Below are 20,796 nucleotides of genomic sequence, written 5' to 3' on the forward strand. Positions count from 1 at the left end.
CGGGTAAGGTTCGCAGCAGTGCAGTCAAGCGGGCAGGGGAGAGCATGAAGCGGCTGGTCGCATTCGGCACTGCGCTGACGACACTGGGCGCCGCAGGCTGTCTCGGGTTCGGCGTCGCCGCCGCCGACGAGATCTCGCCGCCCGCACCGCCCCCGGCCGACACCGACGGTCCACCGATCGGCACGCCGGGCCGGGCCTACGCCCTCGGCGGCGCGCACGTGCTCGGCATCCCGTACGACGAATACATCATGCGCACCGGCGCGGACTGGTTCCCGGGACTGGACCGGCAGATCGTCGACTACCCGGCCGGGCAGGTACAAGGCCACACCCTGGAGCGGCTGTTCCCGGGCATCGGCAGGCTCGACGACTCGTTCCCCGGGCTCGGCATCGACGGGCCCAGCGTCGGCGAGTCGGTCGACGTCGGCTCCCCCGACACCATCACGGCGATCCGGCAGGGCGGGCCCGGCACCGCGATCGGCCTGTCCGAGGGCGCGATGGTGCTCAACGACGTCCAGGCCCGGCTGGCCTACGACCCGGCCGCCCCGCCGCCGGACCAGCTGAGCTTCGCGATGTACGGCGATCCGGTGGCCCGGCACGCGTTCGGCGAGAGCTTTCTGACCCAGGTGTTCCCGGTCGGCAGCGTGGTCCCGTCGCTGGACTACCGGATCCCGGCGCCGGTCGAAAGCCAGTACGACACCTACCAGTTCGTCTCCGCCTACGACAGCATCGCCGACTGGCCGGACCGGCCGGACAACTGGATCTCGGTCGCCAACGCGATCGTGGGGCTGGCCACCGGCCACACCGCGGTGGCGTTCACCGAGCCGAGCATGGTGCCGCCGCAGAACATCCGGACCACCGTGAACTCCAAGGGCGCGAAGACGACGACGTACCTGATCCCCGAGGAGCACCTTCCGCTGGTGCTGCCGTTCAAGTACCTCGGGGTGCCGCAGGAGACGCTGATCGAGCTCGACCGGGTGCTCAAACCGTATGTGGACGCGGGCTACTCGCGCCACGACGACCCGTTGACCGCGCCGATCACCGTCGACCCGGTGAACGGCTACGACCCGGCCGAGGTCACTGCGCCTGCCACCCAGGCCGCGTTCGGCGGCGACGCGGACCCGGTGTCGCAGTTGCTGTCCGGTTTGCAGTACGTGCTGAACAACCCGCCGTAACCCGATCCGTCACAGCCCGGCGAACCCGACCGTGAGCAGCACGCAGCCCACCGCGGCCAGCAGCAGCGACGCCCCGCGGCGGCCCTGCGCCCGCATCCACTCGTACAGCCCCGACAGCGCCGCGCGGGTGCGGTCCGGGGCCATCAGGTAGCACAGCAGTGGGATCTCCACCAGCGCGAACGCCACCACGTTGAACAGGATCAGCGCGCCGAACTGCACCCCGGCGGCGGCACCGGACGCGACGATCAGCGCCAGCGCGGCCAGGTAGTCCAGCGACGGCAACGCCAGGCCCAGGCCAGCGACGCCCGCCGTCCACAGCGACCGGCCGTCGAGCAGCCGCCGCGCCCGGCCCATCAGCGGGGCGAAGCGCGAGCCGGACACGCCGCCGCCCCCGAACCGGCCCGCGGCGATCAGCGCGGCGTTGAGCAGCACCAGCGCGCCGACCACGATCTGCACCCGCGGCAGCGTGAAGTGCGCCGAACCCAGCGCCGGGCGCAGCACGAACAGCGTCACCAACCCCACCGCCGTGCCCATCGCGAAGCCACCGGTCAGCAGCGCGAGCAGTTGCAGCGCCGGCCGCGGCCGGTTGACCATCAGCACGGTCATCCCGAGGCGAAACGGCTCCAGGCTGACGGCGACGGCCATCGCCAGGAGCGGGATCCACATGATGGGCGAAACGTTACCGCCGCGGCATCCGAAAACGACTTACGTTCACCATGATCGTGACCCCGGCCCGATCCGATCCTCCCGCTGAGCGGACAGAAACCATGGAAGAGCCGGCTGCGGGCCCACCCGGACGTGGCCGCGGTTCCACGGCACGTGCGAGGATGGGCACGATGAGCGGCGCAGAAACCCACGCGGAGGACAAGTTCGGGCCTACCTCGCTACGCGAGGCGTTCGGCCATTTCCCGTCCGGCGTCATCGCGATCGCGGCCGAGGTGGACGGGACCAGGGTCGGTCTAGCGGCCAGCACGTTCGTGCCGGTCTCCCTCGACCCGCCACTGGTGTCGTTCTGCGTGCAGAATTCGTCGACGACCTGGCCGAAGCTCGTGGACCTGCCCTACCTCGGTATCAGCCTGCTGGGTGAGGCCCACGACGCGGCCGCCCGCACGCTGGCCGCTAAGACCGGCGACCGGTTCGCCGGGTTGGAGACGGCGTCCTCGGAGCGCGGCGCGGTGTTCATCCACGGCACCAGCGTCTGGCTGGAGAGCAGCATCGAACAGCTGGTGCCCGCGGGGGATCACACCATCGTGGTGCTGCGCGTCAGTGACATCACGGTGCACCCGGACGTGGCGCCCATCGTCTTCCACCGCAGCACGTTCCGCCGGCTCGGCGCCTGACTCGAGACCGCGCGGGCGTCGTCAGGGACGTGCGGAGAGTTCGTCCCGGTAGCCCGTGACCCGCTGGTCGAGTTCGGCGGCGTCGGCGGACCGGCCCTCCTTGCGGGCCAACTCCGCGCGGACGCTGAGTTCACGGATCGCAGTGCGAATGTCGTTGATGCTGTACGGCTCGCGAAGCGACATCGGAGCTGCCTTTCCTCGTTGGTTGGCTGCTTATCCGAAGCGTACTCCCGGATTCTGGTTACGTACTGTGACTGCGGTGAGATCGTCTGTGCGGCGGCGGATACGCCCGTGCGGGGTGACGACCGCGAGGCCCTCCCTGGCCCAGTACTCGAATCCGCCGAGCAGTTCCCGCACCCGCCGATAGCCCATGTCGCTGAGTGCGTGGGCCGCCTTGGTGGCGCCGTTGCAGCCCGGCCCCCAGCAGTAGACGACGATGTCGGCGTCGAGGTCGGGCAGTTCGGTGCGGGCGCGGTCGCGCAGTTCGGCGTTGGGCAGGTGCCGCGCGGCGGGCAGATGGCCCTGGTCCCAGGCGTCCCTGGACCGGGTGTCCACGACGATCGGCGGGGTCGCGGTGGCGCGCGCCAGCACCAGGTCGGCGGCGTCGATCTCGTAGGCGAGGCGGGCGGCGAAGAATGCGCGGGCGGCCGAGGTGTCCGGGATGGGTGAGGTCTCCGGTGTGGGTGAGGTCTCCGGTGTGGGTGAGGTCATTGCTTCATCGAAGCGCGGCGGCGTCGCCGAGGGAACGGCACATCCACGGCGATTCCGCTGTGGCGCCGATGATCCGATGGAAGTATCGGCGATATGCCTGACGATCAGCGGATCACCTTGGACCGCACCGACGAAGCCATTCTGCAGGCACTGCAGACCGACGGTCGGATCAGCACCGCGGACCTCGCGCGCACGGTGTCGCTGTCGCCGAGCGCGACCGCCGACCGGGTGCGCAGGCTGGTCGATCTCGGCGTGATCACCGGCTATACCGCGACGGTGTCGGCGGGAGCGCTGGGGTACTCGATCACGGCGTTCGTGCGGCTGGCCTATCCGTCGGGCAACTACAAGCCGCTGCACGACCTGCTCGAGGTCACCCCCGAGGTGATCGAGGCACACCACGTGACGGGCAACGACTGCTTCATCCTCAAGGTGCTGGCGCGGTCGATGCCCGACCTGGAACGCATCACCGGCCGGATCGCGACGCTGGGCTCGATCACCACCAGCGTCGTCTACTCGAGCCCGCTCACCGGCCGCAGACTCAGCCCCGCCCAGTGAATCGGGCGCGCCCAGGCACCCTGGGTGTCGCATTCCGCGCCGGATTCACCGGTCAGGCGGCGTGCACGTCGCGCAGACCGACCGCGCCGTGCAGCCCCGAGCAGTTGATGCACCCCACGCAGGCGATGCAGTCCTCGCAGTCGACACATCCCACGCACGCCTTGCACCGCACGCACCCGATACACCCCAGGCACGCGAGGCATTTGGCGCACGCGATCGACAACACCACCAGGATGCAGTTGGCGACGGCCGCGCTGCCCGCCGTTGCGATCGACTGTGCGACGGCCGCGCTGCCCGCCGTCGCGATCGAACCCGCCACGGCGGCGCTACCCGCCGTCGCGATCGATCCTGCGACCGCGGCACTGCCCGCCGTCGCGATCGAACCCGCCACCGCGGCGCTGCCCTGCGTCGCCACCGACCCCGCGACGACGTAACTGTCCTCGGTGCGCAGGGAACGCACCACCGCGCGCGACGGGTCGTCGTCAGGCCCGCTCATGCGGATCACGTCATCGCCGCTTGTTTCCTCTTCGCGCAAGCGCTCATGCCGGTTATCTGCTCTTCGCGCAAGCGCTCATCGCCGGAACAGCTTGTCGCCCAGCCACACCAGCGGGTCGTACTTGCGGTCGGCGGCACGTTCCTTCATCGGGATCAACGCGTTGTCGGTGATCTTGATGTGTTCGGGGCACACCTCGGTGCAGCACTTGTTGATATTGCAGAAGCCCAGGCCGTTGTCCTCCTGCGCCTCCTCGGCGCGGTGGCCGTGCGTGTCGAGCGGATGCATGTCCAACTCGGCCTGGCGCATCAGATAGCGCGGACCGGAGTACGCGGCCTTGTTCTCCTCATGATCGCGGATCACGTGGCACACGTTCTGGCACAGGAAGCACTCGATGCACTTGCGGAACTCCTGCGAGCGGTTCACGTCCTCTTGGGCCATCCGGTACTCGCCCGGCTGCAGGTCCTTCGGCGGCATGAACGCCGGGATCTCCCTGGCCTTCTCGTAGTTGAACGACACGTCGGTCACCAGGTCGCGCATCACCGGGAAGGTGCGCAGAGGCGTGACGGTGACGACCTCGTCCTCGCCGAACGTCGACATCCGGGTCATGCACAGCAGCCGGGGCCTGCCGTTGATCTCCGCCGAACACGATCCGCACTTGCCGGCCTTGCAGTTCCACCGCACCGCCAGATCCGGCGTCTGAGTGGCCTGCAGCCGGTGGATGATGTCCAGCACGACCTCGCCGTCGTTGACCTCGACGGTGAAATCCTGGAGTCCGCCACCGGTGTCGTCGCCGCGCCAGACCCGCAGCTTTCCCTGATAGGCAGCCATTCTCAGCCCTTCCGTTGCGGGTGCTCGGCCAATTCCTCGGCCGTGTAGTACTTCTCCAGCTCGGACAGTTCGAACGTGGCGAGCAGATCGGGCCGCATCGGCGGCTGCGGCTCCACCTCGACCGAGATCTCCGGGATCACCGGGTCGCCCGGCTCGTCTCCACCGCCGACGGTCTTGCAGACCAGCAGCCTGTTGCGCCAGGTGTTGTCCATCTGCGGGTAGTCGTCGCGGGTGTGGCCGCCGCGGCTCTCGGTGCGCTGCAGCGCGGCCTTGGCCACGCACTCGCTGACCAGCAGCATGTTGCGCATGTCGATGGCCAGGTGCCAGCCCGGGTTGAAGATCCGACCGCCCTCGACGACGACGTTCTGGTAGCGCTTCTTCAGCTCGTCGATCTTGACCAGGACTTCCTGGAGTTCGTTCTCCTTGCGGATGATGCCGGCCAGCTCGTTCATCGACTCCTGAAGTTCGGAGTGCAGCGTGTACGGGTTCTCGGCGTTGTCCTTGACCTCGAACGGCGCCAGCGCCAGCTTCTCGGCCCGCTCCAGCGCCGCGTCCGACACCGCGGGGCGCTGCGGCAGCGAGCGCACGTAGTCGGCGGCGCCGAGCCCGGCGCGGCGGCCGAACACCAGCAGGTCGGACAGTGAGTTCCCGCCGAGCCGGTTGGAGCCGTGCATGCCGCCGGAGCACTCACCGGCGGCGAACAGGCCGGGAGTGGCCGCGCCGCCGCTGTCGGGGTCGACCTCGATACCGCCCATCACGTAATGGCAGGTCGGGCCGACCTCCATCTCGTCCTTGGTGATGTCGACCTCGGCCAGCTCGATGAACTGGTGGTACATCGAGGGCAGCCGGCGCTTGATCTCGTCGGCCGGCATCCGGGACGCGATGTCGAGATACACCCCGCCGTGCGGGGTGCCGCGACCGTTCTTCACCTCTTCGTTGATGGCGCGGGCCACCTCGTCGCGGGGCAGCAGGTCGGGGGTGCGGCGCGCGGAGTCGTTGTCCGCCAGCCACTTGTCTGCCTCTTCCTCGGTCTCGGCGTACTGGCCCTTGAAGACGTCGGGGATGTAGTCGAACATGAAGCGCTTGCCCTCGGAGTTCTTCAGCACCCCGCCGTCGCCGCGCACACCCTCGGTGACCAGGATGCCCTTCACCGACAGCGGCCAGACCATGCCGGTCGGGTGGAACTGGATGAACTCCATGTTGATCAGGCCTGAGCCGGCGCGCAGCGCGAGCGCATGCCCGTCGCCGGTGTACTCCCACGAGTTGGACGACACCTTGAACGACTTGCCGATGCCGCCGGTGGCCAGCACGATCGCGGGCGCCTCGAACAGCACGAATTTGCCGGTCTCGCGGTAGTACCCGAACGCACCGGCGACCCGCTCGCCGTCCTTGATGATCTCGGTGATCGAGCACTCGTGGAACACCCGGATCCGGGCGTCGTAGTCGCCGAGTTCCCTCTTGTCCTCCTGCTGCAGCGACACGATCTTCTGCTGCAGGGTGCGGATGATCTCCAGGCCGGTGCGGTCACCGACGTGGGCCAACCGCGGGTAGGTGTGCCCGCCGAAGTTGCGCTGGCTGATGCGGCCGTCCTTGGTGCGGTCGAACAGCGCGCCGTAGGTCTCCAGCTCCCAGACCCGGTCCGGGGCCTCCTGGGCGTGCAGTTCGGCCATCCGCCAGTTGTTGAGGAACTTGCCGCCGCGCATGGTGTCACCGAAGTGCACCTGCCACGAGTCCTTGGTGTTGACGTTGCGCATCGCCGCGGCGCAGCCGCCCTCGGCCATCACGGTGTGCGCCTTGCCGAACAGCGACTTGGTCACCACCGCGACCCGCAGACCCTGTTCCCGCGCCTCGATCACCGCACGCAGTCCTGCGCCACCGGCACCGATCACGACGACGTCGTAGGAATGCCGTTCCACGTCCTGGTCAGACATCAAACCTCGCTTGTCTCTTGATTAAGTTGTCAGCCAATGAATCTGAGGTCAGGGAACCATCCGGCCGACACGGCCATGACGTAGAAGTCCGTGAACATCAGCGTGCCCAGGGTGATCCAGGCATACGTCTTGTGCCGAACGTTGAGCCGGCTGATCTGGGTCCACAGCCAGTACCGCACAGGGTGTTTGGAGAAATGCCGGAGACGGCCGCCGGCGACGTGCCTGCAGGAGTGGCACGACACCGTGTAGGTCCACAACAGGATGACGTTGATCAGCAGCACGAGGTTGCCCAGGCCGAATCCGAATCCGCCGTCGGGCTTGTGGAACGCGATGATCGCGTCGTAGGTGTTGATCACCGAGATGATCGCGGCGATGTAGAAGAAGTAGCGGTGGGTGTTCTGGATGACCAGCGGGAGACGGGTCTCGCCGGTGTACTTGGCGTGCGGCTCGGCCACCGCGCAGGCGGTCGGCGACTGCCACACCGACCGGTAGTAGGCGCCGCGGTAGTAGTAACAGGTCAACCGGAACAGCAACAGGAACGGCAGCGACAGCGCCGCGTACGGCAGGATCGGCCAGTCCGGCAGGAACTGGCCGAAGTGGCTGGCCTCCGGGATGCACCCGGTCGACACGCACGGCGAGTAGAAGGGCGTCAGGTACCCGTATTCCTCGACGTAGTACCACTTCTGCATGAACGCCCGGACGGTCGCGTAGATGATGAACGCGGCGAAGCCCAGGTTGACGATCAGCGGTGACAGCCACCACCGGTCGGTCCGCAGCGTGCGCTGCGCGATCTGGGCACGGCCGGCCGAGAAGACGCCGGTCGCTTTGCGGTCGGCGGTGGGTGCGCTCACGGTTACCTTTCGATGAAGTTGTGCCCCGACGCGCGTGCCGCCCGGAGGCGGCACGCGTGGCTCAGTGGGTTCCGCCGAGGCCTTCGTCGTCGACGCCGCGCCAGAAATCGGTGTCGTACTGGGTGTCTGGGATGGGGATCCGCTCGGCGACGTGATGGTGCCGGCTGACCCCGCGGGCCAGTTCGAGCTCCTCGGCGTCGATGTCCAGGCGGTCGATGTCGTTGAGGATGCGTTCGGCGTCGTTGACGATCCGGCGGGTGGCCGGGCTGTCCCCGTAGCGTGAGGCCAGCGACGTGACGCAACGCCGCAGGCTTCCGATGAGTTCGTGGAGTTGGACCAGTTCGGTGGTGCTTGTGGTGGACAAACGACCTCCTTTGGCTGAAGGGTGTCATGGATCACAGTACGCAACCGATGCTAGCTAAATCACGGATGCTGGGCGTGAGACAAATCACTAATGAGGAGAAGTCGTGACCGATGAGGTGTTGAAAGGGCGGGCCGAGACGCTCCTGGCGCTGCACCGGCCGGGCCACCCGGTGGTGTTGCCGACGGTGTGGGACGCGTGGTCTGCGCGGCTGGCCACCGGCGCCGGCTTCGCGGCGCTGACCGTGGGCAGCCACCCCGTGGCCGACTCGGTCGGCAAGGCCGACAACGAGGGCATGAGCTTCGACGACCTGCTGACGCGCGTCGCCCAGATCACCGCCGCGGTGGACGTGCCGGTGTCGGTCGACATCGAATCCGGCTACGGCGAGCAGCGGCCCGGCTGATCGACGGGCTGCTGTCGGTCGGTGCGGTCGGGCTGAACATCGAGGACACCGTGCACGGCGACGGAGGCCGGCTGCGGTCGTCCGGCGAACACGCCGCACTGGTCGGCGCGCTGCGGGCGGCCGCGGACGACGCCGGGGTGCACGTGGTGGTCAATGCCAGGACCGATCTGTTCCTGCGCCAGGACGGCGACGAGTCCAACCGGGTGGACCGCGCGATCGCCCGGCTGCGGGAGGCCGCCGACGCGGGCGCCGACGTGCTGTACCCGGTGGGGGTCCATCCGCCGGAGGTGATGAAGAAGCTGACGTCGGAGTTGCCGTTGCCGGTGAACGCGATCGCCCGGCCGGAGGCCTCCGATCCGGCGTCGTACGGACCGCTCGGGGTGGCCCGGATCAGCTTCGGCCCGTTCTGGCAGGCGGCGCTGGCCGAGCGGTCCCGGGAGATCCTGGGCCGCTGGACGTAAAGGCCTAGAAGAACTGCCCGGCGACGAACCCGGCGACCAGCACGGCGGTGCCGCCGATCTCGCCGACGATCAGCGCTGCCATCGCGACCCGCAGCGTGCCGTCGATCTGTTCGAACTGGTTGGTGGTGTCGCGCCGAATCCCGTGGACCACATAGGCGGCGATGGCCAGTACGAAGAACGCGACCACCACGGCCGCCGCGGTCAGGTTCACCCACGTCGGCCAGGCGCTGAGTTCGACGAACACCGCCAGCAACATCGTCGCGAACGCGTACAGCAGCGCGGCGCGGTGGGCGATGTCGACGTAGGGATGGGCAAGGTGATCGGCGCTGGTCGCCATCTGCCGGTACTTCCAGACGCCCAGCGCCAGCGCCCACAGGAAGATCAGGCCGGCGGCGAGCACGGTCAGCGCGGTGTCCACGGGCAACGGTGTGCTCATGGAGAAAGCACAGTAGCGGTGGGAACCTGTGGTCCCCACCGCTACCGGTAGTTGTTGTCGTTCAGTTGCTCGCGATGGCGATGCGGTGCGGCTCGGCGCCCTTGTGGGCTCCGGCGACCCGGACCGTCAGCACGCCTGCGTCGTACGCGGCCGACACGGCCTCGCTGGTGACGTGGGCGGGCAGAGCGAACGAACGGCGAAACGATCCGTACCGGACCTCGCTGAACGTGCGCACCACGCCGTCGTCCTCGTGCTCCTCGGTCTTCTGGTCGCGGCGCTCACCGTGGATCACCAGCCGGCCCTTGTGGATCTCGACGTTGACGTCCTTCTCGACGTCGACACCGGGCAGGTCCACGCGGATCACCGCGTCGTCGCCGTCCTTGGTGACCTCGACGGCGGGGTTGACGCCCTTGGCCCACTCACCGGTGGTGACCGGGGCGAAGAACTCCCGGACGAGACGATCGGTGTTCCACGCCGGCCGCCTGCACATAGCTACGCTGCTCATCCTTCATCTCTCCTTGCTCGGGAACCGGTCGATTCCGGTTTCACATGAATAAACTTGAGTGGACCACGCTCATGTTCCCGGCCGGCGTTCGCGGTCGGCGAACGATTGCTCACAGCCGCGAGGCCGTTGCCGTGAGCACTCCGTGATGGCTGCTTCACACGGCGCGACACGACGGCAATATCGGCTTCCTAACGTTGCCGTCATGTCCCCCACCTCGCACGCCGTGGTCGTCGGCCACGGCATGGTCGGCCACCGCTTCGTCGAGGCCCTGCGGTCCCGCGACACCGCGAACACCTGGCGGGTGACTGTGCTGGCCGAGGAACGCGACCCGGCCTACGACCGGGTCGGGCTGACCGGCTACACCGACCATTGGGAGCGGGCCCGGTTGGCGCTGCCGGGCAATGACTACGCCGGCGATCCGCTGGTCGAGGTCCGGCTGGGCTGCCGGGTGACGGCGATCGACCCGGCGGCGCGGGCGGTGTCGACGGCCGACGGCGCCCGGATCTCCTACGACGCGCTGGTCCTGGCGACCGGCTCGTCCGCGTTCGTGCCGCCCGTGCCTGGCCACGAACTGCCCGTCTGCCACGTGTACCGCACCCTCGACGACCTGGACGCGATCCGCGCCGACGCGGGCCGCGCGCTGGCCGCCGCGGGCGCGGACGCCACGGGCGTGGTGATCGGCGGCGGGCTGCTCGGGCTCGAGGCCGCGAATGCGCTGCGCGGGTTCGGGGTGCGCGCGCACGTGGTCGAGATGGCGCCGCGGCTGATGGCCCAGCAACTCGACGAGGCGGGCGGTGCGCTGCTGGAACGGATGATCACCGAGCTGGGCATCGCCGTGCACACCGGGGTGGGCACCGAGCGGATCGACCCGACGCCCAGCGGTGCGCAGGTGACCCTCGGCGACGGCCGGACCATCGAGGCCGGGGTGGTGATCTTCGCCGCCGGTGTGCGCCCGCGCGACGAGCTGGCCCGTGACGCCGGCCTCGCGTTGGCCCCCCGCGGTGGGGTGCTCACCGACACCGCCTGCGCCACAGCCGAACCCGGAATCTATGCGATCGGCGAGGTGGCCGCGATCGAGGGTCGCTGCTACGGGCTGGTCGGGCCGGGCTATACCAGCGCCGAGGTGGTGGCCGACCGTCTGCTGGGCGGGGCCGCTGAGTTCGGCACGGCCGACATGTCGACCAAGCTCAAACTGCTCGGCGTCGACGTCGCCAGCTTCGGCGACGCGATGGGCGCCACGCCGGACTGCCTCGAGGTCGTGGTCAACGACGCGGTGAACCGGACCTACGCCAAGCTCGTCCTGTCCGACGACGCCACGACACTGCTCGGCGGCATCCTGGTCGGCGACGCCTCGGCCTACGGCCTGCTGCGCCCGATGGTCGGCGAACAGCTGCCAGGGGATCCGCTGGCGCTGCTGGCGCCCGCCGGATCAGCCAGCGGCACAGTGCAACTGGGCGTCGGGGCGCTGCCCGCAGGCGCGCAGATCTGCTCCTGCAACAACGTCACCAAGGGCGAGCTCACCGGCGCGATCGCGGGCGGGTGCCGCGACGTGCCCGCGCTGAAGGCCTGCACGCAGGCCGGACCTCGTGCGGCTCCTGCGTACCGCTGCTCAAGCAGCTGCTCGAGGCCGAGGGCGTCGAACAGTCGAAGGCGTTGTGCGAGCACTTCTCCCAGTCGCGCGCCGAACTGTTCGAGATCGTCGGCGCCACCGAGATCCGGACGTTCTCCGGGCTCGTCGCTCGGTTCGGCTCCGGAAAGGGTTGCGACATCTGCAAACCCGTGGTGGCCTCGATCCTGGCGTCGACGGGCTCGACGCACATCCTCGACGGCGAACAGGCCTCCCTGCAGGACACCAACGACCACTTCCTGGCCAACATCCAGCGCAACGGCAGCTACTCGGTGGTGCCGCGGGTGCCGGGTGGCGACATCACCCCCGAGCACCTGATCCTGATCGGCGAGATCGCACGGGATTTCGGCCTCTACACCAAGATCACCGGAGGCCAGCGCATCGACATGTTCGGTGCCCGGGTCGATCAGCTTCCCGACATCTGGCGCCGCCTCGTCGAGGGCGGCATGGAGTCCGGACACGCCTACGGCAAGTCGCTGCGCACGGTGAAGAGCTGCGTGGGCAGCGACTGGTGCCGGTACGGGCAGCAGGACTCGGTGCAGATGGCGATCGACCTGGAGCTGCGATACCGCGGGTTACGCGCCCCGCAGAAGATCAAGATGGGGGTGTCGGGCTGCGCTCGGGAATGCGCGGAGGCCCGCGGCAAGGACGTCGGCGTCATCGCTACCGAGACCGGTTGGAACCTCTACGTCGGCGGCAACGGCGGGATGACCCCGCGGCACGCCGAGCTGCTCGCCGGCGACCTCGACGACGAGACCCTGGTCCGCTACATCGACCGGTTCCTGATGTTCTACCTCCGCACCGCGGATCGGTTGCAGCGCACCGCGCCCTGGGTGGAGCAGGTCGGCCTGGAGCACCTGCGTGAGGTCGTCTGCGACGACTCGCTGGGTCTGGCCGAGGAGTTCGAGGCGGCGATGGCCCGCCACGTCGAGGGCTACGCATGTGAGTGGAAGGGCGTGCTGGAGGATCCGGACAAGCTGTCGCGGTTCGTGTCGTTCGTCAACGCCCCCGACGTGCCCGACCCGACGGTCACGTTCGAGCAGCGTGCCGGGCGGAAGGTGCCGATCGGCATGCCGAAGGTGGGAAGGTAGAGATGACGCTGCTCGATGACGCGCCCGGGCGAACCACGGTCTGGACCACGGCCTGCCGGTATGACTTCCTGATCCCCAACCGCGGCGTCGGCGTGCTGCTGCCAGGGGGCGAGCAGGCCGCGCTGTTCCGCCTCGACGACGGCAGCCTGCACGCGGTCGGCAACATCGACCCGTTCTCCGGCGCCGCGGTGATGTCGCGCGGCATCGTCGGCGACCGCGCCGGGCGCGCCACCGTGCAGTCGCCGATCAAGAAGCAGGCGTTCGCACTCGACGACGGCACCTGCCTCGATGATCCTGACCGCGCGCTGCCCGTCTACGAGACGCGGATCACCCCGGCCGGCGACGTCCAGATCGCCTGCTGAATCCCGCCGAAATTGCATTCCACGCGGCCTTTTCGGGATTCGGCCGCGCAGACCGCAATCTCGGCGTGACCCAACTAGGGACTTTCGGCCCCTGTCCTGCGGGCGCGGGTTTCCTAACCTCGACGGCATGACCTACGTGATCGGCAGCGCGTGTGTGGACATCGTCGACAAGTCCTGTGTGCAGGAGTGCCCGGCGGACTGCATCTACGAGGGCGATCGTGCGATGTACATCAACCCGAACGAGTGCGTGGACTGCGGCGCCTGCCGCATCGCGTGCCGGGTGGACGCCATCTACTACGAGACCGACCTGCCCGACGAGGAGATGGCCTTCCTCGAGGACAACGCCGCGTTCTTCGCGCTGACGCTGCCGGGGCGTGACGCGCCGCTGGGCGATCCCGGCGGCGCGTCCAAGCTCGGCCGGGTCGGCGCCGACACCCCGCTGGTCGCGGCGCTGCCGCCGTCGACCACGCCGCACCCCTGAGTGTCGAACCCGGCCCGCTGGAACCGGTTGGCGATCAACCGCGTCACCCCGGGGTGAGTGCCCAGCGGTTCGGTCACCACGTCGGCGCCGGCGGCGCGCAGCCGGTCCTGGAAAAGCCCGTCCGACAACAGGTATGACGCAACCACCACCCGCCTGCCGGTGTGGCGCGCCGCGGCGACCGCGTCGGTGATGCGGGGTCCCCCGGTCGCGGCGAACGCCAGTTCCACCCGGGTGCCCAGCGTCGCCGACAGCCACGTCGCGGTGGTGTGCAGATCGCGCATCGCCCCCGGATCGGACGTGCCCGCCGCCGCCAGGATCACAGAATCATCAGGGTGCCAACCGGATTCGACGAGCCGGTCCACCACCACCCGGATCAGCGCCGGATCGGGTCCCAACGCCCGGGTGACGACGACGTCGTCGTGACCGCCGGCCGCGACGTGGGCGGGGATGTCGACGCGGACGTGGTAGCCGCACGCCAGGAACGCCGGCACCAGCACGGTCGGCTGCCCGGGCGTGGCGGCGAGCACCTCGGCCGGGGTCGGGCCGAGGACGTCGACGAACGCGACCCGCACCGGCCGCTGCAGCGTCGCCGCCACCTGTGCGGCCAGGTCGGCGATCAGCGCCACCCCGCTCTGCTTGCGGGTGCCGTGGGCGACCAGCACCAGGTTCACGACGCGAACGCCTCGTCGACGGGAAGCCGGTAGCCGCGCTTGACCACGGTGGACACCATCTTCTTGTCGCCCAGCGCGGTACGCAGCCGCAGCACGGCCGTCTCGACGGCGTGGGTGTCGGTGCCGCTGCCCGGCAGTGCCCGCAGCAGGTCGGTGCGCGAGACCACCGCACCCGGCCGCAGCGACAGCGCGCGGATGGTGGCCATCGCCGCCGGCGACAGTGCCCTGACCGTGCCGTCGACCAGCACGCAGGTGCCGCGGATCTCCAGCAGGTGCCCGGCCACCCGCACGGTGCGCGCCTGCAGCAGCGGAAGTTCGTCGGTGATGTGACGGGCCAACGCGCCCAACCGCATCCGCTCCGGCGCCGACGTCGGCACCCCGAGCCGCACCAGCGGTCGCGCGGTGACGGGGCCGACGCACATCGCGTGCACGCCGGTGCGCAGCGCCGAGAGCACCTCGGCCTCCAGGCCCATCTCGGTGGCGCGCAACAACACCGACGCCACCGCCGGGGCCGAGGTGAAGCTGACCGCGTCGAACTTCTGCTCGGCGATGCCGGCCACCAGCTGGTCGAAGTCGCCGTCGCGCGGCGCCGGATGCCAGCGGTACACCCGGATCGGCACCACTTCGGCGCCTGCGGCGCGCAGCTCGTCGAGGAACTCCGGGAACGGGTCCCATTCGGCGGTGGCGCCGTGCAGCTGCACCGCGATCCGGGTGCCGGCGATACCGCCCTCGACCAGGTAGTGCAGCAGCTCGCGGGAGGACTCCGATTCCGGTGACCACTCCTCGGGCAGCCCGGCGGCGCGCAGTGCGCCGGTGGCCTTGGGGCCGCGGGACACGATCCGGGCCTTGCTCAGCGCTGTCGTCAGCTCGGTGGCCATGCCCCAGCCGTCGGCGGCGGCGATCCAGCCGCGCAGGCCGATGCCGGTGGTGGCGATCACGATGTCGGGCGGTGTCTCGATCAGCGCGCGGGTGTGCTGACGCAGTTCGTCGTCGTCGGGCAGCGGCACCATGTCGATCGCGGCGGCGCTGGTGACCGTCGCCCCGCGGCGCCGCAGTAGCGCACTCAACTCGTCGGCGCGCCGTGCGGAGGTGACCGCAACGCGGAAGCCGGTGAGCGGCGCCCAGTCCGGCTGACTCATGCCCGGCTCACTCATGTCCAATGTCTATGCAGGTGGTGTTTCGGCCGGATTAACCGGCTGTTGCGCAATGGTGTCGCGCCCGCTCGTGGGATGAAATTCCGTTCACCGCCGGTCGGGTGCCGCTGTGAGGTCGGCCGGACGTCACCACAGGTCCCCGTTGCGCCAGTCGCAGGCGATCGGCGCGGTGGGGTCCAGCGTCATCGACGGCGGCAGGGTCCCCGCCAGCACGTACAGCGATCCGTCGTCCTCGGGGGTGCGGGTCGGCCCGTCAGGGGCCAGCGCCGACGTCGGCCCGCGCCACGGCACCCAACCCCGGGCGGTGTACAGCGGCTCGCCGAGCTCCGTGGTGCTCAGCGCCCCGAGGTGGTAGGCGCCGCGCACCACCTGTTCGACGCCGTCCATCAGCGCATGACCGAGGCCCTGGCCGCGGTGGTCCTCCCGGACCGCGAGGCCCTCGACGTACCCGCAGCGCAGCGCGTCCTGGCCGACGTAGAGGCGGCGCTGGACGACGGCCGCGTGCCCGATCACCTCGCCGCGCTGGGCGATCACCGCGTGCATGCCGCCGAGCGCATGCTCCCAGTCGTCGTCGGCGAAGTCGCCGTCGAACGCGTCGATGACCATCCGGCGGGCGTCCTCGCGGGTCTCGTCGTCGAGGTCGGAGGTGTGGACCAGGCGTGCGCGCACACCTGTGGTTCTACCAGCGTTGCCGCGGCGGTGTCAGTCCCGCGACGGGCGCCGGGGCCGGGACCAGTGCAGTCGCACGGTCTGCCCGGGGCGCGCCTGGGCGATCTTGTCGATGTCGGTGTCGGTGACGACACCGATCACCGGGTAGCCGCCGGTGACGGGGTGGTCGGGGCCGAGGATCACCGGGAAGCCGTTGGGCGGGACCTGGATGGCGCCGCGGGTGGCGCCCTCGCTGGGCAGCTGACGGTCCGGCCACCGGTACTCCAGCGGCATGCCGACCAGCCGGATGCCGACCCGGTCGCTGCGGTTGGTCACCTGCCAGTTGGTGCGGACCAGCACGTCGGGGTCGACGAACCAGTCGTCGCGCGGGCCCGGCACCACCCGCAGCTCGAGGACGTCGCCGGCGATCGCCGCGACGGGGGCCTGCTCGAGTTCGGGGAAGTCGTCGGTGTGCGCCCCGACCTTCAGCGTGTCGCCGCGGCGCAGCGGCACCGGGCCGATCGTCGACATCACGTCGTAGCTGCGGGAGCCGAGCACGGGTTCGACGTCGATGCCGCCGCGGACCGCCAGATAGGAGCGCAGGCCGGTGCGCGGGGCGGCCAGCGAGATCACCTCGCCGTCGTGGACGTAGTGAATGCTGTTGGAGCCGAACGGGACTCCGTTGGCGGCCGGGTCGGTGTCGGCTCCGGTGACCGCGATCGCGACGCCTTCGCCGTTGCCGCCGTGCACTCGGGCGGTGAACCCGCCCATCGTCACCTCGACCGTCGCGCGGTCGTCGGGGTTGGCCACCAGCCGGTTGGCCAGCGTGTGCGCGCGCCGGTCCGCCGCGCCCGAGCGGGTGACGCCCAGGTGGGACATGCCGGGCCTGCCGAGGTCCTCGACGAGCGCGAGCGGGCCCGGCTGCAGGATCTCCAGGGTCACCGCGCTCATGAAACCGCCTCGAACCGCACCCACATCCCCGGCGTGAGCAGCGCGGGGTTCTCCCGGTCGACGTCCCACAGCACCGCGGAGGTGCGGCCGATCAGCTGCCAGCCGCCGGGGGATTCCCGGGGGTAGACGCCGCTGAACTCGCCGGCGAGCCCGACCGAGCCGACCGGCACCTTGGTGCGCGGTTCCGCCCGGCGGGGCACCGCGAGCCGTTCGTCGCCGCCCACCAGGTAGGCGAAACCGGGGGCGAAGCCGCTGAAGCCGACCCGCCACAGCCGCCCGGTGTGCGCCGCGACGACCTCGTCGCGGCTCAGCCCGGTCAGCCGGGCCACTTCGTCGAGATCTTCACCGTCGTAGACGACGTCGACGACGACGTCGGGGGTGTCCGGTGGCTCCGCCTCGGCCAGCGCCTGGTCGCTGGGCTGCACCGCGGCCAGCCGTTGCCGGGTGGGCGCCTGGTACCGGCCGCCTGCCAGCTTCACCAGCACTGTCCGCGCGGCGGGGACGACGTCCTCCACCCCCGGCAGCTCGGCCGCCCGGATGGCGTCGGTCCATGCCAGAACCTCTGCGCTGCCGTCGAACTCAAGTAGCAGTGCCCGGTCGCCGTAGTCCAGAATTCGGTGTGCGCCGTCGCTGCGCACGGTGTCTGTCGCATCCGCAGTCACGCTCATACGCCAACGTTACCGTCGAGTAGGTTCTGCGAAACCCGCTCGGCGAAGCTCTCTGAACCTTGCCAGAGCGTCCTTACCGAAGACTCAAGATCGGCGACCAAGATCGTCGGCGAAATTGCATTCCACGCGCTCCCTACTCGGACTTTCGCGCGTGGAACGCAATTTCGGCAACGGAACCGGGTCAGGCGCTCAGCGGTTGGTAGGTCGGCTCGCGGCGTTTGATGAACGCGATCGCCCGGTAGGTCACCGGCAGGAGCGCGACCTCGACCAGGGTTTTGTACAGCCAGCCCTGCGCGGTGTAGGTCAGGAAGTCGCTGAACGACGTGATGCCGATGACGCTCGCGGCGATCGCGCAGAACACCACGGTGTCGCCGAGCTGCCCGACGAACGTCGACCCGACCAGCCGCGCCCACAGGTGCTTCTCCTTGGTGCGCTCCTTGATCTGCACCAGGGACCACGCGTTCAGGGTCTGGCCGACCAGGAAGCCGGCCAGCCCGGCGACGATCAGGCCGGTGTAGGCGTGCACGACGTTCTCGAAGTGCTCCTGATTGGGATAGAAGTCGGCGGCGGGAAGATAGATGGTGGCCCAGAACGCCAGGGCAGCAAGGGCGTTCATCGCAAAGCCGGTGTAGATGGCACGCCGCGCGGCCTTGAACCCGTACACCTCGGACAGCACGTCGCCGATCACGTAGGTCAGCGGGAACACGATGAAGCCGCCGTCGGTGATGATCGGGCCGAACTCCACACCCTTGGTGGCCGTGACGTTGGAGATGATCACCAGCGCGGTGAACACCGCGACCAGCACCGGGTAGTAGGCGGACCCGACGCGGGCGAACGAGGCGTGCTGGTCGGCGGGGTCTGTCACAGGCCAATTAGATCAGCCGAGCGCGCCCGCCAGCATCGGCGGCAATCGGTCGGCAAGGACCGGATACGACAGTGTGGACGCGTAGGCGACCGCACCCGCGAGCTCCTTGCCGGTGAACACGTGGCGTCTGGCAGGCAGCGCGGCGATCGCCGGGTCGGCCAGCAGCGCGGCCTGCTCCTGGTCGCTCTCGGTGGTCCAGATCAGCACGTCGGCCGCGCCGAGCACGTCGGCGATCTGATCCCGCGGGATCGACGCGTCGGTCTCCACCACCGTCAGCCCCATCCGGGTCAGGAACTCGCTGCGCCACGCGGGGCGGCTGACCGGCACGCCGTCGCGGACCAGCGCACCGCCGAGCAGCAGCGCCTTCTTGCCGGAGAACTGCGGGTGGCTGTCCTTGACGGCGTCGAACGCGGCGTCCACGCCGGCGATCAGGTTGCTCATGTCGTCGTGCCGGAACACCGCCTGCCCGATGGCGCCCGCGCGGTCGCGCCACGGCTCGAAGAACGCCTGGCTACCGGACTGGGGGATGGTCGGTGCGATCGCCGAGAGCTGGTTGTAGGTCTCCTGGTCCAGGCCGGCGTCGGTGGCGACGATCAGGTCGGGGGTCAGCCCCGCGATCTGCTCGATCTGCACGCCGTCGGCCAGCGACAGCACCACAGGCTGCGCGTCGCCCAGTTGCTGCCGGGCCCACGGCCACACGCCGAACGGTTCGGCGCCGAACCAGTCGGTCACCGCGATCGGCACGACGCCCAGCGCCAGCAGGTCGTCGGCGTCGGTCAGGCCGGCGCTGACCACCCGGGTCGGTGGGGCGGGGATCCGGGTCTCGCCGAACGCGTGCCGGACGGTCACCGAGCCGTCGGAGGCGACCGTGCCGGGTTTCTCGGAGCCGCAGGCGGTCAGCAGCGCCGCAGCGCCGGCTGTCATCGTCAGGAACCGGCGGCGGGACGCCAACGTGGGCACCCGGTCACCTTAACTAGCCGAGCTGGAAGTTCCCGAACAACACGAGCGCCAGGCCGAGCGCGACCACGATGTTGACCACGGTGGCCGAGGCGAACAGCGCGACCGGCCGCCAGCCGGCCTCACGCAGGCCCTTCAGGGAGAACTCCAGGCCGATCGCGACGAACGCGAAGATCAGGAACCAGGTGCGCAGGTCGTTGACGGTGGTGATGGTCGACTTGTCGCCGCCGTTGGCCAGGTACAGGGTGCCGATGATCGATGCGGCGATGAAGCCGAGCACGAACTTCGGGAACCGCTGCCAGAACTCGCCCAGCGACGGCCGGGCCTGGGCGCCGGGTTTCCGTTCCACCTTCAGCGCGAAGTACGCGGTCAGCGCGATCGCGACGATGCCGATCAGCGCGTTCTGGGTGGTCTTGACGATGGTGGCGATCTGCAGAGCGTCCTCACCGGCCAGCGCGCCTGCCGCCGCGACCGCGGCGGTGGTGTCGATGTTGCCGCCGATCCACGCGCCTGCGACCGCGTCGGGCAGCCCGAACAGCCGGGCCAGCCACGGCAGCAGGAAGATCGACGGCAGCGCGAACACGATGACCAGCGATGCCGCGTAGGCCAGTTGCTCGCGTTTGGCCTGCACGGCTCCGGCCGCCGCGATCGCCGCGCTGACCCCGCAGATCGACACCGCCGAGGCCAGCAGCGCACGCAGCTTGTCGTCGAGGCCGAGCCGTCCGCCCAGCCACCAGGTGAACCCGAACACGACGGTGATCAGCAGCAGCGCCTGGACGATCGCGGGTGCGGCAGCGGTGACCAGCAGTTTGAGGTTGATCGACGCGCCGAGTAGCACCAGGCCGGTCTTGATGAAGAACTCGGTGCGGAAGCCCGCCGACAGCGCGTCGCGCAACGCCAGCCGCGACAGCACGGCGTTGCCGATCAGGCCCAGCGCGATGGCGTAGACCGGGAACTCGATCGATTTGGCGAGGCCTTCGAACGCGGTCCCGTCGGCCCACTGCGGTACCTGCTGCTCCAGGAACCGGGTCGCGCCGCCCAGGATCAGGACGGCGAGCACACCGGCCACGGCGTACCAGATGCCGGCCGACCGGACGTCGCGTTCCTGGTCGGGCGCCTGGGTGGTGTCCTCGGTCACGGGATCAGGCTCCCGGGGATGACACCGACGAGCACGAGCGCGAGCAGGGTCAGGCCGACGATGACGGCCAGCCAGTCCTCGTTGAGGCGTCGCGGGGTGGAGTCCTGCGTTTCGGGCATGAGACCGGACCGTA

The 20,796-nt window shown here is 69.7% G+C and carries 23 protein-coding genes and 3 pseudogenes; 7 read left to right on the forward strand and 19 right to left on the reverse strand.

Translation table 11 applies throughout. The annotated features are described in order from the left end of the window. Positions 1 to 44: 44 nt before the first annotated feature. Positions 45 to 1,172 carry an acyltransferase PE gene (pe, locus tag C6A87_RS01590; protein ID WP_311115671.1) on the forward strand — a complete coding sequence of 376 codons (1,128 nt, stop codon included), beginning with the start codon at positions 45 to 47 and terminating at the stop codon, positions 1,170 to 1,172. Positions 1,173 to 1,181: 9 nt separating this feature from the next. Here pe and C6A87_RS01595 read toward each other — a convergent pair whose 3' ends face one another. Beyond that, complete coding sequence (locus tag C6A87_RS01595) at positions 1,182 to 1,838, reverse strand: GAP family protein (protein WP_311115672.1); 657 nt, start codon at positions 1,836 to 1,838, stop codon at positions 1,182 to 1,184. Positions 1,839 to 2,008: 170 nt separating this feature from the next. On the opposite strand from C6A87_RS01595, the gene C6A87_RS01600 reads away from it, so the two are divergent. After that, positions 2,009 to 2,512 carry a flavin reductase family protein gene (locus tag C6A87_RS01600; RefSeq protein WP_003933894.1) on the forward strand — a complete coding sequence of 168 codons (504 nt, stop codon included), beginning with the start codon at positions 2,009 to 2,011 and terminating at the stop codon, positions 2,510 to 2,512. Between the two features lie 21 nt (positions 2,513 to 2,533). Here the strand turns inward: C6A87_RS01600 and C6A87_RS01605 are convergent, their stop codons facing one another. Further along, positions 2,534 to 2,695 (reverse strand): hypothetical protein, encoded by a 162-nt coding sequence (locus C6A87_RS01605; RefSeq protein WP_311115673.1) that lies wholly within the window; start codon positions 2,693 to 2,695, stop codon positions 2,534 to 2,536. A gap of 30 nt (positions 2,696 to 2,725) precedes the next feature. Next, positions 2,726 to 3,223: a rhodanese-like domain-containing protein gene (locus tag C6A87_RS01610; RefSeq protein WP_311115674.1), complete on the reverse strand. Its 498-nt coding sequence runs from the start codon at positions 3,221 to 3,223 to the stop codon at positions 2,726 to 2,728. A 93-nt stretch (positions 3,224 to 3,316) separates the two neighbouring features. Between C6A87_RS01610 and C6A87_RS01615 the strand changes: the two genes are divergently transcribed. Then, positions 3,317 to 3,778 carry an Lrp/AsnC family transcriptional regulator gene (locus C6A87_RS01615; RefSeq protein WP_311115675.1) on the forward strand — a complete coding sequence of 154 codons (462 nt, stop codon included), beginning with the start codon at positions 3,317 to 3,319 and terminating at the stop codon, positions 3,776 to 3,778. Positions 3,779 to 3,830: 52 nt separating this feature from the next. Here C6A87_RS01615 and C6A87_RS01620 read toward each other — a convergent pair whose 3' ends face one another. From C6A87_RS01620 to C6A87_RS01640, 5 genes are all read right to left on the reverse strand, one after another. Further along, the gene (locus C6A87_RS01620; RefSeq protein WP_311115676.1) at positions 3,831 to 4,274 is read right to left on the reverse strand and encodes a hypothetical protein; all 444 of its coding nucleotides are present in this window, start codon (positions 4,272 to 4,274) and stop codon (positions 3,831 to 3,833) included. Positions 4,275 to 4,349: 75 nt separating this feature from the next. Next, complete coding sequence (locus tag C6A87_RS01625) at positions 4,350 to 5,102, reverse strand: succinate dehydrogenase/fumarate reductase iron-sulfur subunit (RefSeq protein ID WP_311115677.1); 753 nt, start codon at positions 5,100 to 5,102, stop codon at positions 4,350 to 4,352. A 2-nt stretch (positions 5,103 to 5,104) separates the two neighbouring features. After that, positions 5,105 to 7,033, reverse strand: a complete 1,929-nt coding sequence (locus C6A87_RS01630; protein ID WP_311115678.1) for a fumarate reductase/succinate dehydrogenase flavoprotein subunit — start codon at positions 7,031 to 7,033, stop codon at positions 5,105 to 5,107. A gap of 29 nt (positions 7,034 to 7,062) precedes the next feature. Continuing rightward, complete coding sequence (locus tag C6A87_RS01635) at positions 7,063 to 7,884, reverse strand: hypothetical protein (RefSeq protein ID WP_311115679.1); 822 nt, start codon at positions 7,882 to 7,884, stop codon at positions 7,063 to 7,065. Positions 7,885 to 7,945: 61 nt separating this feature from the next. Next, positions 7,946 to 8,248: a hypothetical protein gene (locus tag C6A87_RS01640; protein WP_311115680.1), complete on the reverse strand. Its 303-nt coding sequence runs from the start codon at positions 8,246 to 8,248 to the stop codon at positions 7,946 to 7,948. Positions 8,249 to 8,351: 103 nt separating this feature from the next. On the opposite strand from C6A87_RS01640, the pseudogene C6A87_RS01645 reads away from it, so the two are divergent. Next, positions 8,352 to 9,109, forward strand: a pseudogene (locus C6A87_RS01645) (isocitrate lyase/phosphoenolpyruvate mutase family protein). Between the two features lie 4 nt (positions 9,110 to 9,113). On the opposite strand, the gene C6A87_RS01650 reads toward C6A87_RS01645, so the two are convergent. Together C6A87_RS01650 and C6A87_RS01655 are read right to left on the reverse strand one after the other, a co-directional pair. After that, the gene (locus C6A87_RS01650) at positions 9,114 to 9,545 is read right to left on the reverse strand and encodes a hypothetical protein (protein WP_311115681.1); all 432 of its coding nucleotides are present in this window, start codon (positions 9,543 to 9,545) and stop codon (positions 9,114 to 9,116) included. A gap of 61 nt (positions 9,546 to 9,606) precedes the next feature. Next, positions 9,607 to 10,050, reverse strand: coding sequence for an Hsp20/alpha crystallin family protein (locus C6A87_RS01655; protein ID WP_311115682.1), 444 nt, complete (start codon positions 10,048 to 10,050; stop codon positions 9,607 to 9,609). 202 nt (positions 10,051 to 10,252) lie between these two features. Between C6A87_RS01655 and nirB the strand changes: the two are divergent. The 3 genes and pseudogenes from nirB (at position 10,253) to fdxA (ending at position 13,611) form a co-directional block, all read left to right on the forward strand. After that, positions 10,253 to 12,768 (forward strand): annotated as a pseudogene (nirB, locus tag C6A87_RS01660) (nitrite reductase large subunit NirB). Between the two features lie 2 nt (positions 12,769 to 12,770). Then, the gene (gene nirD, locus C6A87_RS01665) at positions 12,771 to 13,130 is read left to right on the forward strand and encodes a nitrite reductase small subunit NirD (RefSeq protein ID WP_311115683.1); all 360 of its coding nucleotides are present in this window, start codon (positions 12,771 to 12,773) and stop codon (positions 13,128 to 13,130) included. A 127-nt stretch (positions 13,131 to 13,257) separates the two neighbouring features. Then, entirely contained in the window at positions 13,258 to 13,611 is a 354-nt protein-coding gene (gene fdxA, locus C6A87_RS01670) for a ferredoxin (RefSeq protein ID WP_311115684.1), read from the forward strand. Positions 13,612 to 13,616: 5 nt separating this feature from the next. On the opposite strand, the pseudogene C6A87_RS01675 reads toward fdxA, so the two are convergent. The 9 genes and pseudogenes from C6A87_RS01675 to C6A87_RS01715 all read right to left on the reverse strand — a co-directional run. Continuing rightward, positions 13,617 to 14,282 (reverse strand): annotated as a pseudogene (locus C6A87_RS01675) (sirohydrochlorin chelatase); the annotation flags it as partial. Beyond that, complete coding sequence (locus tag C6A87_RS01680; RefSeq protein ID WP_311118149.1) at positions 14,279 to 15,421, reverse strand: uroporphyrinogen-III synthase; 1,143 nt, start codon at positions 15,419 to 15,421, stop codon at positions 14,279 to 14,281. The gene C6A87_RS01680 and the pseudogene C6A87_RS01675, both read right to left, overlap by 4 nt. A gap of 141 nt (positions 15,422 to 15,562) precedes the next feature. Then, a complete protein-coding gene (locus C6A87_RS01685) occupies positions 15,563 to 16,105 on the reverse strand; it encodes a GNAT family N-acetyltransferase (protein WP_311115685.1) in 543 nt (180 codons plus the stop codon). Between the two features lie 33 nt (positions 16,106 to 16,138). Beyond that, on the reverse strand, positions 16,139 to 17,035 hold the full coding sequence (locus tag C6A87_RS01690) for a 5-oxoprolinase/urea amidolyase family protein (protein ID WP_311115686.1): 897 nt from the start codon (positions 17,033 to 17,035) through the stop codon (positions 16,139 to 16,141). After that, positions 17,032 to 17,703, reverse strand: a complete 672-nt coding sequence (locus C6A87_RS01695; protein ID WP_311115687.1) for an allophanate hydrolase subunit 1 — start codon at positions 17,701 to 17,703, stop codon at positions 17,032 to 17,034. The genes C6A87_RS01690 and C6A87_RS01695 overlap by 4 nt, the downstream gene beginning before the upstream one ends. Positions 17,704 to 17,884: 181 nt before the next feature. After that, positions 17,885 to 18,568 (reverse strand): queuosine precursor transporter, encoded by a 684-nt coding sequence (locus tag C6A87_RS01700; protein WP_311115688.1) that lies wholly within the window; start codon positions 18,566 to 18,568, stop codon positions 17,885 to 17,887. A 12-nt stretch (positions 18,569 to 18,580) separates the two neighbouring features. Beyond that, a complete protein-coding gene (locus C6A87_RS01705; RefSeq protein WP_311115689.1) occupies positions 18,581 to 19,528 on the reverse strand; it encodes an ABC transporter substrate-binding protein in 948 nt (315 codons plus the stop codon). A gap of 13 nt (positions 19,529 to 19,541) precedes the next feature. Next, positions 19,542 to 20,663 (reverse strand): putative sulfate exporter family transporter, encoded by a 1,122-nt coding sequence (locus C6A87_RS01710; protein ID WP_311115690.1) that lies wholly within the window; start codon positions 20,661 to 20,663, stop codon positions 19,542 to 19,544. After that, positions 20,660 to 20,782, reverse strand: a complete 123-nt coding sequence (locus C6A87_RS01715; protein WP_311115691.1) for a hypothetical protein — start codon at positions 20,780 to 20,782, stop codon at positions 20,660 to 20,662. The genes C6A87_RS01710 and C6A87_RS01715 overlap by 4 nt, the downstream gene beginning before the upstream one ends. Positions 20,783 to 20,796: the final 14 nt, after the last annotated feature.

It is taken from the genome of Mycobacterium sp. ITM-2016-00317, from assembly GCF_002968295.1.
GTDB lineage: Bacteria > Actinomycetota > Actinomycetes > Mycobacteriales > Mycobacteriaceae > Mycobacterium.

Excerpts from the sequence above, each read along its gene's own strand:
- pe (WP_311115671.1), top strand. The coding sequence starts at position 45 with ATGAAGCGGCTGGTCGCATTCGGCACTGCGCTGACGACACTGGGCGCC.
- C6A87_RS01595 (WP_311115672.1), bottom strand. The coding sequence starts at position 1,838 with ATGTGGATCCCGCTCCTGGCGATGGCCGTCGCCGTCAGCCTGGAGCCG.
- C6A87_RS01600 (WP_003933894.1), top strand. The coding sequence starts at position 2,009 with ATGAGCGGCGCAGAAACCCACGCGGAGGACAAGTTCGGGCCTACCTCG.
- C6A87_RS01605 (WP_311115673.1), bottom strand. The coding sequence starts at position 2,695 with ATGTCGCTTCGCGAGCCGTACAGCATCAACGACATTCGCACTGCGATC.
- C6A87_RS01610 (WP_311115674.1), bottom strand. The coding sequence starts at position 3,223 with ATGACCTCACCCACACCGGAGACCTCACCCACACCGGAGACCTCACCC.
- C6A87_RS01615 (WP_311115675.1), top strand. The coding sequence starts at position 3,317 with ATGCCTGACGATCAGCGGATCACCTTGGACCGCACCGACGAAGCCATT.
- C6A87_RS01620 (WP_311115676.1), bottom strand. The coding sequence starts at position 4,274 with ATGAGCGGGCCTGACGACGACCCGTCGCGCGCGGTGGTGCGTTCCCTG.
- C6A87_RS01625 (WP_311115677.1), bottom strand. The coding sequence starts at position 5,102 with ATGGCTGCCTATCAGGGAAAGCTGCGGGTCTGGCGCGGCGACGACACC.
- C6A87_RS01630 (WP_311115678.1), bottom strand. The coding sequence starts at position 7,033 with ATGTCTGACCAGGACGTGGAACGGCATTCCTACGACGTCGTCGTGATC.
- C6A87_RS01650 (WP_311115681.1), bottom strand. The coding sequence starts at position 9,545 with ATGAGCACACCGTTGCCCGTGGACACCGCGCTGACCGTGCTCGCCGCC.
- C6A87_RS01655 (WP_311115682.1), bottom strand. The coding sequence starts at position 10,050 with ATGAGCAGCGTAGCTATGTGCAGGCGGCCGGCGTGGAACACCGATCGT.
- nirD (WP_311115683.1), top strand. The coding sequence starts at position 12,771 with ATGACGCTGCTCGATGACGCGCCCGGGCGAACCACGGTCTGGACCACG.
- fdxA (WP_311115684.1), top strand. The coding sequence starts at position 13,258 with ATGACCTACGTGATCGGCAGCGCGTGTGTGGACATCGTCGACAAGTCC.
- C6A87_RS01680 (WP_311118149.1), bottom strand. The coding sequence starts at position 15,421 with ATGAGTCAGCCGGACTGGGCGCCGCTCACCGGCTTCCGCGTTGCGGTC.
- C6A87_RS01690 (WP_311115686.1), bottom strand. The coding sequence starts at position 17,035 with ATGAGCGCGGTGACCCTGGAGATCCTGCAGCCGGGCCCGCTCGCGCTC.
- C6A87_RS01695 (WP_311115687.1), bottom strand. The coding sequence starts at position 17,703 with ATGAGCGTGACTGCGGATGCGACAGACACCGTGCGCAGCGACGGCGCA.
- C6A87_RS01715 (WP_311115691.1), bottom strand. The coding sequence starts at position 20,782 with ATGCCCGAAACGCAGGACTCCACCCCGCGACGCCTCAACGAGGACTGG.